This is a genomic window from Streptomyces sp. NPDC001544 (assembly GCF_042894285.1).
In the GTDB taxonomy this organism is placed as follows: Bacteria; Actinomycetota; Actinomycetes; order Streptomycetales; family Streptomycetaceae; genus Streptomyces.
This window is the reverse complement of record NZ_JBIAVN010000019.1, coordinates 90,159-104,872: the sequence shown is the minus strand read 5'-3', so window position 1 is coordinate 104,872 and position 14,714 is coordinate 90,159. Positions and strand designations below refer to the sequence as shown.

General features: G+C 72.7%; 10 protein-coding genes, 2 tRNA genes and 1 other RNA gene. 7 read left to right on the top strand and 6 right to left on the bottom strand.

Annotated elements, in window-relative coordinates:
- Positions 1 to 14: 14 nt before the first annotated feature.
- The 3 genes from ACFY0F_RS33585 (at position 15) to ACFY0F_RS33575 (ending at position 1,969) form a co-directional block, all read left to right on the top strand.
- Positions 15 to 1,259, top strand: coding sequence for a sensor histidine kinase (locus tag ACFY0F_RS33585; protein ID WP_388802920.1), 1,245 nt, complete (start codon positions 15 to 17; stop codon positions 1,257 to 1,259).
- A complete protein-coding gene (locus ACFY0F_RS33580) occupies positions 1,256 to 1,870 on the top strand; it encodes a response regulator (RefSeq protein ID WP_388802917.1) in 615 nt (204 codons plus the stop codon). The genes ACFY0F_RS33585 and ACFY0F_RS33580 overlap by 4 nt, the downstream gene beginning before the upstream one ends.
- Before the next feature lie 23 nt (positions 1,871 to 1,893).
- Positions 1,894 to 1,969 (top strand) — tRNA-Gly (locus ACFY0F_RS33575).
- A 41-nt stretch (positions 1,970 to 2,010) separates the two neighbouring features.
- On the opposite strand, the gene ACFY0F_RS33570 is transcribed toward ACFY0F_RS33575, so the two are convergent.
- The 6 genes from ACFY0F_RS33570 to ffs form a co-directional block, all read right to left on the bottom strand.
- Complete coding sequence (locus tag ACFY0F_RS33570) at positions 2,011 to 2,910, bottom strand: phosphoribosylaminoimidazolesuccinocarboxamide synthase (protein WP_388802914.1); 900 nt, start codon at positions 2,908 to 2,910, stop codon at positions 2,011 to 2,013.
- Positions 2,911 to 2,999: 89 nt separating this feature from the next.
- Entirely contained in the window at positions 3,000 to 4,511 is a 1,512-nt protein-coding gene (locus ACFY0F_RS33565) for a N,N-dimethylformamidase beta subunit family domain-containing protein (protein ID WP_388802911.1), read from the bottom strand.
- Positions 4,512 to 4,805: 294 nt separating this feature from the next.
- The gene (locus ACFY0F_RS33560) at positions 4,806 to 6,596 is read right to left on the bottom strand and encodes a hypothetical protein (RefSeq protein WP_388802908.1); all 1,791 of its coding nucleotides are present in this window, start codon (positions 6,594 to 6,596) and stop codon (positions 4,806 to 4,808) included.
- Positions 6,597 to 6,872: 276 nt separating this feature from the next.
- On the bottom strand, positions 6,873 to 8,135 hold the full coding sequence (purD, locus tag ACFY0F_RS33555; protein ID WP_388802905.1) for a phosphoribosylamine--glycine ligase: 1,263 nt from the start codon (positions 8,133 to 8,135) through the stop codon (positions 6,873 to 6,875).
- Positions 8,136 to 8,220: 85 nt separating this feature from the next.
- The gene (locus tag ACFY0F_RS33550) at positions 8,221 to 10,503 is read right to left on the bottom strand and encodes a DNA polymerase III subunit gamma and tau (protein ID WP_388802902.1); all 2,283 of its coding nucleotides are present in this window, start codon (positions 10,501 to 10,503) and stop codon (positions 8,221 to 8,223) included.
- A gap of 71 nt (positions 10,504 to 10,574) precedes the next feature.
- Positions 10,575 to 10,671: signal recognition particle sRNA small type (ffs, locus tag ACFY0F_RS33545), an RNA gene on the bottom strand.
- Between the two features lie 72 nt (positions 10,672 to 10,743).
- Here ffs and ACFY0F_RS33540 point away from each other — a divergent pair.
- The 4 genes from ACFY0F_RS33540 (at position 10,744) to ACFY0F_RS33525 (ending at position 14,476) form a co-directional block, all read left to right on the top strand.
- Positions 10,744 to 10,831 (top strand) — tRNA-Ser (locus ACFY0F_RS33540).
- A 479-nt stretch (positions 10,832 to 11,310) separates the two neighbouring features.
- Positions 11,311 to 13,737, top strand: coding sequence for a helicase-associated domain-containing protein (locus ACFY0F_RS33535; RefSeq protein WP_388802899.1), 2,427 nt, complete (start codon positions 11,311 to 11,313; stop codon positions 13,735 to 13,737).
- A 104-nt stretch (positions 13,738 to 13,841) separates the two neighbouring features.
- Complete coding sequence (locus tag ACFY0F_RS33530; RefSeq protein ID WP_132835829.1) at positions 13,842 to 14,057, top strand: type II toxin-antitoxin system VapB family antitoxin; 216 nt, start codon at positions 13,842 to 13,844, stop codon at positions 14,055 to 14,057.
- Complete coding sequence (locus ACFY0F_RS33525) at positions 14,054 to 14,476, top strand: PIN domain nuclease (RefSeq protein WP_388802895.1); 423 nt, start codon at positions 14,054 to 14,056, stop codon at positions 14,474 to 14,476. Before ACFY0F_RS33530 ends, ACFY0F_RS33525 begins: the two co-directional genes overlap by 4 nt.
- The last annotated feature ends 238 nt before the right edge of the window (positions 14,477 to 14,714 follow it).

Below are 14,714 nucleotides of genomic sequence, written 5' to 3'. Positions count from 1 at the left end.
CAGGGGGACGGAACATGCGGGGCACAGGGGACACGGGCAGGCCCGCCGGCTGGTGGCGGCGCAAGAGCACGCCGGAGAAGGTCGAGACCTACACCCGCTGGTCGTTGCACCTCTTCGCCGTGATCGAGGTCGCGGCGATCGGGCTGCCGGTGTTCGGACAGGTGAATGCGCGCATTGCGGGCTGGCTGATGGCCATGGTCGCCCTCCACGCGGTGACCGGCGGCGTGACCGCATCCCGGGCGCTGGACTGGACCCGCGGCCGGCGCGGCCGGCCGATACGCCTGTTGTGGGTGCTCGCCACCCTCACCTTCGTGCTGGCGAACGTCGCTCTCGGACTGAAGAGGTACCAGCCCGGGGGACCGGGCATGGCCACCGCCGTCGGCACGGTCTTCGCGGGGATCCTGACCTTCGGCGCGGGCACCATGGCGCTGGGTGTGCGCAGGCGGCGGCGCGTGTTCGCGACCGTGCTCGGAGCCGCGTTCGGCGCGAGCACGGCGTCGTTCCCGTTCGGTGCGCCCCTGGCCGAAGTGGTGGTCACGGCGTTCGTGGTGCTCATCGGCGCCGGATCCCTCGCCACCACCTGCCTCTTCTCCGTCTGGCTGCTCAACGCCGTCTACGAACTCGACGAGGCCCGCGAGACCAGGGCCCGGCTCGCCGTCGCCGAGGAGCGGCTGCGGTTCGGGCGGGACCTGCACGACGTCCTCGGGCGGAACCTGTCCGTCATCTCCCTGAAGAGCGAGCTGGCCGTGCAGCTGGCCCGGCGCGGGCGGCCCGAGGCGGTGGAGCAGATGATCGAGGTCCAGCGCATCGCCCAGGAGTCCCAGCGGGAGGTGCGGGACGTCGTACGGGGCTACCGCGAGGCCGATCTCGGAATCGAACTCGATGGTGCGAAGGGCGTGTTGACGGCGGCAGGGATCGACTGCGAGATCACCGGGGACGCCGACGGGCTGCCCTCCGAGGTGCAGTCCGCGCTCGGCTGGGTGGTGCGGGAGGCGGCGACCAACGTGCTGCGGCACGGGGACGCGGGGCGGTGCACGGTGGGGCTGCGGCTACGGGAGGGGTCTGTGGTGCTGACGGTCGAGAACGACGGGGTCGCCGGCCCCGGCGGGAGCGGCGGCTCGGGGCTCGCCGGGCTGCGGGAACGGCTGGCGGCGGTCGACGGCTCGTTGGAGGCGGGGCCGGTCGGGGCTGACCGGTTCAGGTTGGTCGCGGAGGTGCCCTTGGCCGGTGTGGCCGGTATGAGTGAGGTCGCGTCATGAGTGCTCCGGTACGTCTGCTGCTCGCCGACGACGAGCACCTCATCCGCGGTGCGCTGGCCGCGCTGCTCTCCCTGGAGGACGACCTCCTCGTGGTGGCGGAGGCGGCGAGCGGGCCGGAGGCGCTGGCCATGGCACGGGCGCACGCACCCGACGTGGCGGTCCTGGACCTGCAGATGCCGGGCGCCGACGGTGTGAAGGTCGCCACAGCCCTGCGCACCGAACTGCCCGGCTGCCGGGTACTGATCGTCACCGGTCACGGGCGTCCCGGCCATCTGAAACGGGCCCTCGCCGCGGGTGTGCGCGGGTTCGTGCCGAAGACGGTCAGCGCGCAGCGGCTCGCGGAGATCATCCGTACCGTGCACGGCGGAAACCGCTACGTCGACCCGGAGTTGGCCGCCGACGCGATCTCCGCTGGGGACTCGCCGCTGACCGCGCGGGAGGCGGAGGTGCTGGAGCTGGCCGCCGACGGGGCACCGGTCGCGGAGATCGCGGAGCGGGCCGCGCTGTCCCCGGGGACGGTGCGGAACTACCTCTCCTCGGCCGCGACGAAGCTCGGGGCGGAGAACCGGCACACGGCGGTGCGTCTCGCGCGGGAGCGAGGTTGGGTATAGTTGCTCTCGCGCCACGGCGCAATGCGGACGTAGCTCAGTTGGTAGAGCGCAACCTTGCCAAGGTTGAGGTCGCGAGTTCGAGCCTCGTCGTCCGCTCCAGTGCGAAGGCCCCCGGTTCCCACCGGGGGCCTTCGCCGTTCCTACGACCAGCGGACGCCCGTCAGCCTCTCGTACGCCTCCACGTACTTCCCCCGGGTCGCCTCCACCACCTGCTGCGGCAGCGCCGGCGGGGGCTGCTCGCCCTTGCGGTCCCAGCCGGACTCGGCGGAGGTCAGCCAGTCGCGGACGAACTGCTTGTCGTACGACGGCTGCGCGCGGCCCGGCTGCCACTGGTCGGCCGGCCAGAAACGGGAGGAGTCCGGGGTGAGGACCTCGTCGGCGAGGACCAGCGTGTCGCCGTCGAAGCCGAACTCGAACTTCGTGTCGGCCAGGACGATCCCGCGGTCGCGGGCGATGTCACGGCCGCGGGCGTACACGGCGAGGGTGGCCTGGCGCAGCCGGGCGGCGGTGTCGGCGCCGACCTTGCGCGCGACCTCCTCGTAGGAGACGTTCTCGTCGTGGTCGCCGACCGCGGCCTTGGTGGCCGGGGTGAAGATCGGGGCGGGCAGCTCGGAGCCGTCGACCAGGCCTTCGGGGAGGGCGAGGCCGCAGACCGTACGGGACTCCCGGTACTCGGCCAGGCCGGAGCCGGTGAGGTAGCCGCGGGCCACGCACTCGACCGGGACCATGCTCAGCGCCTTGCAGACCAGGGTGCGGCCCTCCCAGTCGGCGGGCGCGCCGGCGGGCAGCTCGGTGCTCAGCACATGGCTGGGTACGAGGTCGGCGAGCTTGTCGAACCACCACAGGGAGAGCTGGGTGAGGATGCGTCCCTTGTCCGGGATCTCGGTGGGCAGCACCCAGTCGTAGGCGGACATGCGGTCGCTGGCGACCATCACGAGGTCGCCCGCCTCGTTCTGGTACAGCTCGCGCACCTTGCCGGTGTGCAGGTGCACCAGACCCGGAACCTGGATCGGCTCGGGCTTTTCTACGAATCCGGACACGGTTCCTCCCCGTGGGTTGGTCCAGACTCGATTGTCCCGTACCGGACACGGGTCACGGACGGCGGGTCGGGTGCCCTCACGGACAGCCGTCAGTCCCGTTTGCAGATACGGTCCAGCAGATTGGCCGTGGCCCGCTGGATACGGGGGTCGACATGGCCGGGGCGGTCGAGGGCCGGGGACCAGGCGAAGGTGCCCGAGGCGAACACCAGGGCGCCGGAGGTGGCGCGGTACAGGGACGTCTCCTGGTGCCGTAGGACGCCTTCGCCGTCGGTGTACGGGGAGTGGGCGAGCAGGATGCGCTCCTCGTGCTCGGGCAGCGGGGTGCGCGGGAAGTACCGGTCGGCCTCGCCGGCGACCATGCCCTCGATCTCCTCGCCCTCCTGCGCGCCCGTCGCCTCCCACAGCCAGTGGTCGGCGTTGCGTACGACCAGGGGGTGCGGCTCGGGGACCCGGCCCGCGTACTGGATGCCGACCAGCTGCTGCTCGGGTCGGTCGATCTCCCGCCAGAGCACGGGCCTGCCCGGGCCCTTGCGTTTGCGGCAGGTCAGCAGGCGGTCGGGGACGCCGGAGGGGGACGGGCCCAGCTCGACCTGCCAGTACATGGTGTTGGCGGAGAGGAAGACCAGCGACGTGCCGTTCTCCCGGGCCAGCTCCACCGTGCGGCGCATCTGCGTCGACCAGTACTCGTCGTGGCCGGGGAAGACCAGGCCCCGGTAGCGGGTGGGGTCGACCCGGCCGGCGTGCAGGTCGCGTGCGTCGGCGTAGGCGATGTCGTAGCCGTAGCGCTCGGCCCAGCGGATGAAGTCGTAGGCGTGACCGACGTGCAGGGGCAGTCCCGCGCCCGCGTAGGGGCGGTCGAAGGACACCGTGGTCGCGGCGTCGGCCTCGCCCAGCAGACGGCCCTTCTCGTCCCAGGCGTGGTAGAGGCTCGCGCCGGTGTGGCCGTCCTCCGGGTACAGGTTGTAGGCCTGCCAGGTGATGTCCGGCAGGAGCAGGAGCAGGTCCGCCGGGTGGTTGTCCCGGACGGTGAACGGCACGTGGGAGCGGTAGCCGTCGGCCGTGGTGAGCACCGCGACGTACGCGCCGATGTTCCAGTACGACGGGATCTGCAGTCGCCAGGAGAGCCACCAGTGGTGGCAGGAGACCGTGCGGTCGGCGGTCAGCGGCTTGGGCTGGACGATGCCGGACAGCCGGGGGCTCGTGGTGATCTTGGAGGCCCCGTCGCCTCCGTAGTGGCCGATGCGGTAGATGTCCACGCCGAACTGCTGGGGCGGGTCCACGGTGATGTGGAAGTCGAGGGCCTCGCCGGGTGCGACCGCGCCGGCGGAGGTGAACCCCTTGATCTGGCGGTGCACGTCGTCGGCGGAGCGGGGACCGCCGCCGGAGGCCCGCGGGGCCGGGACCCGTCCGGCGCCCCGGCCGGCGCCGGTCGTCGGCGGGTGCTGCAGGGTGGTGTCCACGTACCAGGGGACGACGTGTCCCGTGTCGTCGAAGTACGTCTCGCTGCCGCGCAGCCAGGGGACCGGGCCCTGTCCGAAGGGGTCCGTGACGGCGTGCGCGAGTGCTCCCGACTCCCAGCGGCGAATGTGGTCCGAAGCCATGGCCGCTCCCCTCCCTCGTGCCCCCGTGGTCTCGTCCGTGCGTCGTGGTCCGTGCGACTGGTCCGTGCGACTGGTCCGTACGTCGTGGTCCGTGCGACGCGTTCCGCGACGTGTCCGTGCGAACTGGTGTGCCTGGCTTGCGAGTTGTCCTGTGTGCCTGTCGTATGTCGTACGCCCTTGCCATGAGCGCGTTCGGTCCCAGCACAGCACATTCGACACGCGTATGGTCACTATTCGTTGCGAATTGACCTGAACTGGAAGAGTCGATTCCGGTACGACCGTCCGGCCGGCTCGTCAGACCAGCCGTACCGGCTTCTCCGGGCGTATCCCCGACTCCACCAGCCAGGCGCGCAACGGCAGTGGGTCTCCCTCCTCGATCAGGCTGAGCACCCGGGCGGAGAGGTCGGCGGCCCTCTCGCCGTGGACGAGCAGCGAGGGACCGTCGAGCCAGTCCAGCCCCGGGCTCGCGCCCGCCGTGTCGACCGCGGCGCAGCACACCATCGCCGTGACGTGCTCGGCGAGCAGGTCGCGGGCGGTGCGCGGGGGCTGGAGCGGGAACAGGGGCAGCGCGCCGTCGTCCCACAGGGCGGTGTCGGGGCCCTGGCCTGCGCCCGCACCGGCCGTCTGCGCCGGATCCGGCCCGGTGGCCTCCTCGCGGGCCACCTCGGCGCTGAGCCGCGCGGCGAGCGAGGCGCTGCGCTCGTTCAGCGGCTCGCCGTCCGCCGGTGCGTGGCCCGGGTCGTCCGCGGACGCGTAGCGCGGGTCGTCGGCCCGGCAGCCGTCCGGCTCGGCGCCGGCGGGCGGTGGGTGCGGCGGGCACGACAGGTGCTCCAGCACCCGGGACAGCGTCGGGGCGGGGGAGGCGGTGGCGGCGGGGCGGACGCCCAGAGAGTCCAGGACCCGGTGGAGACGGGCCGCCTCGGTGCGCCAGGTGCGGTCGACCACCTCCTCCGGGTACTCCTGCCAGTCCACCGGCGCCCAGTCCGGACCGGACTCGGCGGGGCCGCCGTGGAAGAGACGGGCGGCGAGCAGGGAGGCGGCCTCGTCCACCAGGCCCGGCTCCTCGAGCAGGTCACAGGCGGGGCGCTCGCCCAGCCGGGAGGCGAAGCCCTCGGCCAGCCGGTCCCGCCGGGACAGCTCGGTGAGCGCCGCGACGACACCCGCGTCCAGCCGCGAGGGCCAGCGGCCCATCCGCCAGGCGGGCAGTGCCACCCGGGTCAGCAGCCGGTCCCAGCCCGCGTACGCCAGCCCGACCTGCTCCTGGGCGACGATCCGCAGCCCGTAATCCACAGCCTGTGCACGCTCGGCGGCGGCGGCCGCGACCGCGCGCTCCATCAGGGCCGCGTGCTCCCGGCAGCCGCGCAGCAGCAACCGGGCCACCCAGCCGAGCCCCGCACACACTCCCCGGACCATCCGGCAGCGGCCGGGCGTGGACGCCACCGCCACCGCCGCGTCCAGCCCCCGTACGAAACGGCGGGCGGCCGCTATGTCCGGATGCGCCGAGGGCCCCGTACCGGCCACGACCGGGGCGAGGACCGCTCGCAGTTCGCCGACCCGCATCCACCACAGGAACGGGGAGCCGATGACGAGGACGGGAGCCACGGCCGTACGCCGATGGTGGCGCCGCCCCGGTCCGGCTATCTCGTCGCCGGACTCGGGCGGCGGCGGGCCGTGGGCCGGATGGGTGCGGTCCTCCAGCCAGCTGTCGCAGTCCGGCGTGATCGCTATCGCGGACGGCGCGGGCACGTCGAGGCGGTCGGCGAGGTCGCGGACCATGCGGTACAGGTCCGGCGCGGACTCCTCGGGGACGGACACCGTGGGGCTCACCGCGGGCCGGGCCCGGACGACGACCAGGGCTATCCCCGCCGCGGCGAGCAGCACCACCAGGGCCAGCGCGCTCACCACCCAGCGGGCGACGTCCCAGCCCTGGCCGACGAGATGGCCGCTGGAGTCTCCCGCCAGCAGGATCACGGCGGCGGCCGCGGGCAGCACGGCGACGGCGAGCCCCCGGCCGCGCACCCGCAGCACGGCGAGGGCCCGGGACCGCGCGGCCTGCGCGCCTGCCTCCATACCGATACCGGTCACGACCGGACCTCACCCCCTCCGTGCTGTCCTCGCGCTGTCCTGGCGTTGCTCACTCCCCCACTGTGGCACCCCCCAGTGACATCGCAATGCCGGTGGGCCAAGTGCCGGAACGCTTGCGCCGCACCCTAGTTGGGGCCCGGGCCCCCGTCAGCCGGATAGGGCATCGGTCACTCGATGGAATGGCTTTGGTCAGAGGTGGATGACGCACAGCAACGATCAGGCCCCGGATTCGCATCCGGGGCCTGGTCGTCCGCACAGTGCTGTTGACCGGCGGCTTTACGCGCCTGCCGCCTCCGCCGCGGCGTTCGCCGCGATGTCCGAACGGTGCTGGGAGCCGTCCAGGCGAATACGGGCCACAGCGGTGTAGGCCCGGTCCCGTGCCTCGGCCAGGTCCCTGCCGGAGGCCGTCACGGACAGCACGCGTCCGCCCGCGCTGAGGACGGCGTCACCGTCGCGCCTGGTGCCGGCGTGCAGGACGTAGGCGTGCGGGGCGTCCAGGGCCGTCACCTCGTCGAGGCCGGTGATCGGGTCGCCGGTGCGCGGGGTGCCGGGGTAGTTGTGCGAGGCGACGACCACGGTGACCGCCGCCTCGTCGCTCCAGCGCAGCGGAGCTAGGTCGGAGAGGGTGCCGTTCGCGGCGGCGAGCAGGACCGAGGCCAACGGGGTCTTCAGACGGGCCAGGACGACCTGGGTCTCGGGGTCGCCGAAGCGGGCGTTGAACTCGATGACCCGCACACCCCGGCTCGTGATCGCCAGACCGGCGTAGAGAAGACCGGAGAACGGCGTGCCACGGCGGCGCATCTCGTCGACGGTCGGCTGCAGGACGCTCTGCAGCACCTCGTCCACCAGCTTCGGGTCGGCCCAGGGCAGCGGGGAGTACGCGCCCATGCCGCCGGTGTTCGGGCCCTCGTCGCCGTCCAGGGCCCGCTTGAAGTCCTGGGCGGGCTGGAGCGGGACGACGGTCTCGCCGTCGGTGATCGCGAAGAGCGAGACCTCCGGGCCGTCGAGGAACTCCTCGATGACCACCTGTTCGCAGCCGGCCGCGTGGGCCTTGGCGGCCTCCAGGTCGGAGGTGACCACGACACCCTTGCCGGCGGCCAGCCCGTCGTCCTTGACGACGTAAGGGTCGCCGAAGGCGTCGAGGGCTTCGGCGACCTCGTCGGCGGTCGTGCACACGTACGAGCGGGCGGTCGGCACACCGGCCGCCGCCATCACTTCCTTGGCGAACGCCTTGGACCCCTCGAGCTGCGCGGCCTCCCGCGAGGGGCCGAACACCGGGATACCCGCCTCGCGGACGGCGTCGGCGACACCGGCGACCAGCGGGGCCTCCGGGCCGATCACCACGAGGTCGGCGCCCAGCTCGGTGGCCAGCGCGGACACCGCGGCGCCGTCGAGCGCGTCGACCCGGTGCAGCTCGGCGACCTCGGCGATGCCGGCGTTGCCTGGGGCGCAGTGCAGCGCGGTGACGTCGGGGTCGAGGGACAGGGAGCGGCACAGGGCGTGTTCGCGGGCGCCGCTGCCGATGACGAGGACCTTCACGGGGGCCAGCCTAGCTGGCGTTCCCCATGAGAGCCGGAGGGCGGGGAGGTTGTACGTTCCTACAAGCCCCTGCGGACTCCCGGCGTCACTCGTTGGAGAACTCCTCCACCACCGTCGCTCCCAGCTCCCTGACGATGAGTTCGTGTCCGGACAGGGCCGACTCGTCGAGGTCGGGGTCGTCGTCCGCGGGGATGTCGTCCTCCGGGGATACCGGGGACGGCTCGTGTGCGGGCCCCGGCCGGGAGGCGGGCGCCGGAGAGGCTGCCGGAGCCGAGGGCCGGGCCTGCGGGGCGGCCTGGCTCGGCTGCGGGGCGGCCGGGCGCTGCGGGTTCGCGGCGCCGGAGCCGCCGTAGCCACCACCGGCACCGCCTCCGCCGTACCCGGAGGGGCCGGAGGAGCCGAAGCCCCCGGGTCCGCCGACGGGCGGGGGTGCGGAGCCGCCGGACCCGCCCGAGGGGTCGACGAGGGCCTCGATCTTCCACTGCACGTTGAACTGCTCGGCCAGCGCCTGCCGCAGCACGTCCTCGCTGCCGCTGCTCGCGAAGTTGTCGCGGGCACCGGCGTTGACGAAGCCGAGCTGCAGGGTGGTGCCGTCGAAGCCCGCGACCTGGGCGTTCTGGCTGAGCAGGATCCAGGTGAAACGGCGGCGGTTCTTGACGGCCTCCAGGATGTTCGGCCAGAGCATGCGCGGGTCGGGGCCACCGGCGGGAGCGGGGGCCGAGGGCGCGGGTGCCTGAGGGGGTGCCGCCGGAGCGGGTGCCGGGGCCGCCGGGGCCGGGGCGGGCGCCGGTGCACCGGCCGCCGCCGGTTGTCCGCCGCCTGCCGGGGCGGCCGTGGGCCAGCCGCCGGGCCGCCGGCCGCCACCCGCCGGAGCCGCGGTGGGCCAGGCGCCGCGCGCCGGAGTACCCGCGGGTGCGGGCGGCGGGGCCTGCTCGCCGGGCGGGGGCCCCGCGGGAGCCTGCTGGGGCGACGGTGCGGGCGCGGGCGCGGGGGACGGTGCGGGCGCAGGCGACGGCGCGGGCGGAGCCGCGGGCTCGGCCGGGGGAGCCCCGGCCGCACCGGAGCCGGCGCCCCCCTGCCCCCGCACGGCCGCCCGGGCCGCCGCGGCACCGCCGCCCGGCGGCACCTGCATCCCGCCACCGCCCGTGTGGGCGTCGGGCGCGGGTACGTACCCCGCGGCAGGCGCACCGGCAGGCGCGGCGGAGAAGTTGACCCCTCGCTCCAGCCGGTCCAGCCGGGCCATGACGGAGCGCTCGTCACCGTACGCGGCGGGCAGCAGCACGCGCGCGCAGATCAGCTCGAGCTGGAGGCGGGGCGAGTTGGCGCCGCGCATCTCGGTCAGGCCCTCGTTGACGAGGTCGGCGGCCCGGCTGAGCTCGGCGGCGCCGAAGGTGCCGGCCTGGGCCTGCATCCGCTCCAGGACGTCGGCGGGGGCGTCGATGAGCCCCTTGTCGACGGCGTCCGGCACGGCGGCGAGGATCACCAGGTCCCGCAGCCGCTCCAGCAGGTCGGCGACGAACCGGCGCGGGTCGTTGCCCCCCTCGATGACCCGGTCGACGACCTCGAAGGCGGCGGCCCCGTCTCCGGTGGCGAAGGCCTCGACGACGGAGTCGAGCAGCGACCCGTCGGTGTACCCGAGCAGCGAGGTGGCCATGGCGTACGTCACGCCGTCCTCGCCGGCGCCGGCGAGCAGCTGGTCCATGACGGACATGGAGTCACGCACGGAGCCCGCGCCGGCCCGCACGACGAGCGGGAACACACCCTCCTCGACGGTGATGGCCTCCTTCTGGCACACCTCCGCCAGGTAGTCCCGGAGCGTCCCCGGCGGCACGAGCCGGAACGGGTAGTGATGGGTCCGCGACCGGATCGTCCCGATGACCTTCTCGGGCTCGGTGGTGGCGAAGATGAACTTCAGGTGCTCCGGGGGCTCCTCGACGACCTTCAGCAGCGCGTTGAACCCGGCCGACGTGACCATGTGGGCCTCGTCGATGATGTAGATCTTGTAGCGGCTGCCGGCAGGCCCGAAGAAGGCCTTCTCCCGCAGCTCACGCGCGTCGTCGACACCGCCGTGCGAAGCGGCGTCGATCTCGATGACGTCGATGGAACCGGGCCCGTTGCGCGCCAGGTCCCGACAGGACTGGCACTCCCCGCAGGGCGTCGGCGTCGGCCCCTTCTCGCAGTTCAGGCAGCGGGCCAGGATCCGGGCACTGGTCGTCTTGCCACACCCGCGCGGCCCGCTGAACAGGTACGCGTGATTGACCCGGTTGTTCCGCAGCGCCTGCTGCAGCGGGTCCGTGACATGCTCCTGCCCGATGACCTCGGCAAAGGACTCCGGGCGGTAGCGGCGGTACAGAGCGAGAGACGACACGCTTACGAGGTTATAGGCGCCCACTGACAACGGTCCCCGCCCGAGCCACCCGCGACCGGCCTCCACCGCAACGCAGACGCCCCCCACGCACCCGCCAGAGCCAACCTACCCTTGCTGCCTTCCGGCCCTGGGGGAGTTCAGTCAGATAGCGCCGCGTGAGGGGCTGCGCACAGAGTACCCGATCCCGGCCTGCGCGAACGAGTTCGCGAGCACTCCCCTCGGTCATGTAATGTTTCCGGCGGAGGATTCGCCTAGAGGCCTAGGGCGCACGCTTGGAAAGCGTGTTGGGGGCAACCCCTCACGAGTTCGAATCTCGTATCCTCCGCCAGTGCCTCACCGGGCACGATGCCGAAGGGCCCCACCGCTTGCGGTGGGGCCCTTCGGCGTTGTCCGTCTCAGTTTCCGTCTCAGTTGGTTTCCGGGAGCTCCCAGAGCGCGTCGCCGACCTGCTGCGCGACCTTGCGGAGCATGACCCCCGTCACATGCATGTAGCGGGCGCGCATCCGAGCCGCTCCCCCGGGCTCCCAACCCAATCGAGTCGATCACGGTCGGTGTTCGGGCTCAGCGGCCCGCCGACCGGCGACGCGAAGACGTATCCCTTGCCCTCCCAGTCGGCACCGGCCGCGATCCGCTCCCGCTCCTGGGCTTCCTGGTTTCGGTGAGCGGGCAGCCGGATCTTCTCCTGCCGTGGGCTGGCTCTGTCTTCGTACGGCATCTGCGGATCATGGAACTGCGCCATCCTTGACCTTGGCACCGAAGCGGCTTCGGCCCGCCCGTGACGTTCTCTGCCTGTCGAGGTGCACCCTCATGAAGTCCCGATCGACGCTTGCGACCTGGCTGAGCGAACTCGACCGTTCCCGCCTGGCACGCGTACTCGCCCTGCGGAAGGACGCGGCCGCCTCTCCGGAACCACGCTCGCTGGGGGAACTGTCGGACCGTCTCCAACGTCCGGGGTCCGTGGCGCTCGTCCTGCCGAGCCTCACGCTGCCGTGCTTGCAGGCCGCCGAGGCGCTGGCAGCCTTGGGAGCACGAGCGACCCGCGACAGCCTCGCAGAGTTGCTCGGCTCGACTTCCCCTGCAGCGGTGCAAGCTCTGGACGCGACCCTGGAGGCGCTGTCGGATCGGGCGCTCGTGTGGCACGACGACAACGAGGCACTCCGCATGTCCACGCCCTTGCGGCAGGCGTGGAGCACGCCCCTGGGACTTGACGCCCCGCTGGAGGAGCTGCTGGCCGGCACCACCTCGGAGGAACTGCGCGGCATGCTGGCGGTCCTGGGTATCAAGCCACCCGGCACCAAGCAGCAGCGGCTCGCGGCTCTGGTGGAGCATCACAGTGACGCGGAACGGGTCGCCGCGCTGGTGGCGGGGGCACCGGTGGCCACGCGGAAGTTGCTTGAGCAGAGCGCCAGGTCCACGCCACGTCAGTCACCGTTCGTCGTGTTCGGGGCTCCTGGCCGCGACCTCCAGCCGGGCGCCCGTTGGGCACTCGACCGCGGGCTTCTGTTCCAGGACCGTCACCAGTACGGGCCCGTCCGGATGCCGGTCGAGGTGGCCTTGGCTCTGCGGGGGCCCAATTGGCACGCTCCGTTCGAACCTCTTCCGCCCGTCCCACAGTTGGTGCCCGTCACCTCCTCGGAGGTGGAGCGGGAGGCCGCGGTGGCCGCCACCGCGTTCGCGGCCCAGGCAGCCTCCGTCCTTTCAGCGTGCGCGACCGCCCCACCGGTCCGGCTGAAGTCGGGCGGGATCGGCGCGCGGGAACTGGCCCGGCTCGGCAAGGCCGCACAGGCGGAGGAAGCCGTCGTACGCATCGCCCTGGAGACCGCGTACGCCGCCGGACTGCTGGCCCGCGACGGTGATCGCGTACCTCCCACCGAGGCGTACGACACCTGGGCCGAGCAGGAGCCCGCAGAACAACTCGCCGTACTGCTCCGGGCATGGCGGGACTTGCCGCTCACCCCCGCCCGGGCGCGCGACGAAGACAACAAGGCGCTTCCCGCGCTCGCCGGCGCGCCTGCCTGCGGGGGCTGTCTGCAAGCCCGCCGCGGGCTGCTCTCCGCGGCGGCAGGGCTCCCCGCAGGACAGGGCGTGAAGGTCGCTTCGGAGCTGGGGCCGCTCGTGGCCTGGCACCGCCCGCTCGCCGACGACGCCTCGCCCGAGGACACGGCACCGTTCAGCACCGTGATCCGCGAAGGCGAACTGCTGGGCGTGCTGGCACGGGGTGCGCTGTCCCCGCTCGGTGCCCACCTGGCGGCCCAGGCCGACGAAGAGCTCGACATCACGGCCCGGCGGCTGCTGCCCCCCGCGACCACGACGGCCCGGATCGGCGCCGACCTGACCGCCGTCGTCACCGGCACCCCGTCCGCGCGGCTCTCGGCGCTGCTGGATTCGATGGCCGACCGGGAGACCAGGGGGACGGCGTCGGTATGGCGCTTCAGTGCCGGCAGTATCCGCCGGGCCCTGGACGCCGGCCGTACGCCGGACGACATCGCAGCCGACCTGGCCGGTAGCTCCGCCACGGCCCTGCCACAGCCGCTGACCTATCTCATCGCCGACACCGCGCGAGGTCATGGACGGGTGCGCATCGCCCCCGCGGCCTGTGTCATCCACGGCGACGAACCCGCGCTCCTGGCCGAACTCGCCGCCCACCGCGCACTGTCCAAGCTCGCCCTACGGCAACTCGCCCCCACGGTCCTGGTCAGCGGCAGCCCACCGGCGACGACTCTCGCCACGCTCCGTGCCGCGGGCTACGCCCCGGTCGCCGAGACCGCCGGGGGAACGGTACGTATCGAGAAACGCCAGCCGCAGAGGGCCGCCGCCGTCCCGCCGCCGCGAGGGAACGTCGGGCGGCGTGGCCCCCGGACCACCGCGACCCGCGCCTCGGACGCGCCCACCTGCACCGAGATGGACGCCCTGGCCGACCTCCTGCTCAAGGCCCCGCCGACGGCACCGGAACCCGCCCCGTTCGGCAGTGGGGTGCCGTTCGCGACGGACACCGAGGAGATCGTCGCCGGATACGCGAAGCACCTGTCGTACAGCGACGTCCGCCAGGTCGCCCATGCCATCGACACGGGTGCGGCCATCACGGTCGAGTACATCGCCACTTCGGGCAACCGGACCGTACGGACCCTCAGCGACCTGGAACTCGACCCGCCCTACCTCGACGCCTGGTGCCACCTGCGCGAGGCGGAACGCGTCTTCACTCTCTCCCGCATCCATGGCGTGATGCCCGCGTAGGACTCGACGGTCAAGGCCGGGTGCCCGGGCGCCCAGTGTGCGCATCTTGCGGGCACCTCGCGAGATATACTTGACCCCACATTTGATATCAGGGAGGTCACTAAATGAGCCGGACTGTTATCGACCTGGACGACGAGCTGGTCGCGGACGTGGCCAAAGCCCTCGGGACGAGCACCAAGAAGGAGACGGTCAACACCGCTCTTCGCGAGGTGCTGGAGAGTCGACGTCGTGCCCTGGCTCTCGCCCGGCTGCGGGCCGCGGCCGAGGACGGCGCGTTCGATCTGGAGCTGTTCGAGAGCAAGGGGAACTACCGCCGGTGAACGCGGCCCAATTCCTGATCGACACCAGCGCGCTCGCTCGGTTCATGCGCGAGGACGCGGAGCAGTACGGCTGGGACCAGGCGGCAGCCGCCGGGCTCATCGCCACCTGCCCGATCACCGAGCTTGAGTTCTTCCACAGCGCCCGGTCGGCCGCCGACAGGGCGCGCGGCATCGAGGACATGCGCCTGATCTTCGGTTGGGTTCCCGTCGACGACCGCGCATACGACCGCGCCTGGCAGGTCCAGGAAGCACTCACCAAACAGGGAAAGCATCGCAGTGCGGGTGCGGTGGATCTCGTCGTCGCCGCGACGGCCGAACTGCAAGGGCTCACCCTCCTGCACCGCGACCACGACTTCGCCTGCATCGCGGCAGTGACCGGCCAGGCTCTCCAGTGGTACGGCCCGGAGAGCGGCAAATAGCCGGGCGGTGGTTGCCAGTGCCTCACCGGGCACGATGTCGAAGGGCCCCACCGCCTGCGGTGGGGGTGCAGTCCTGGACAGCTCCACCACACCGGAGGTCTTCGCCATGATCAAGCCCGGCGACTGTCAACAACGCTCGTGATCAATACACCTAGGCGGTGCAGGACCGGTCGTGGTGGACGAACGCGACCGCCCTGGACGTCAACGCAGTGGATCTGTGCCGACGGCCACAGCCAAC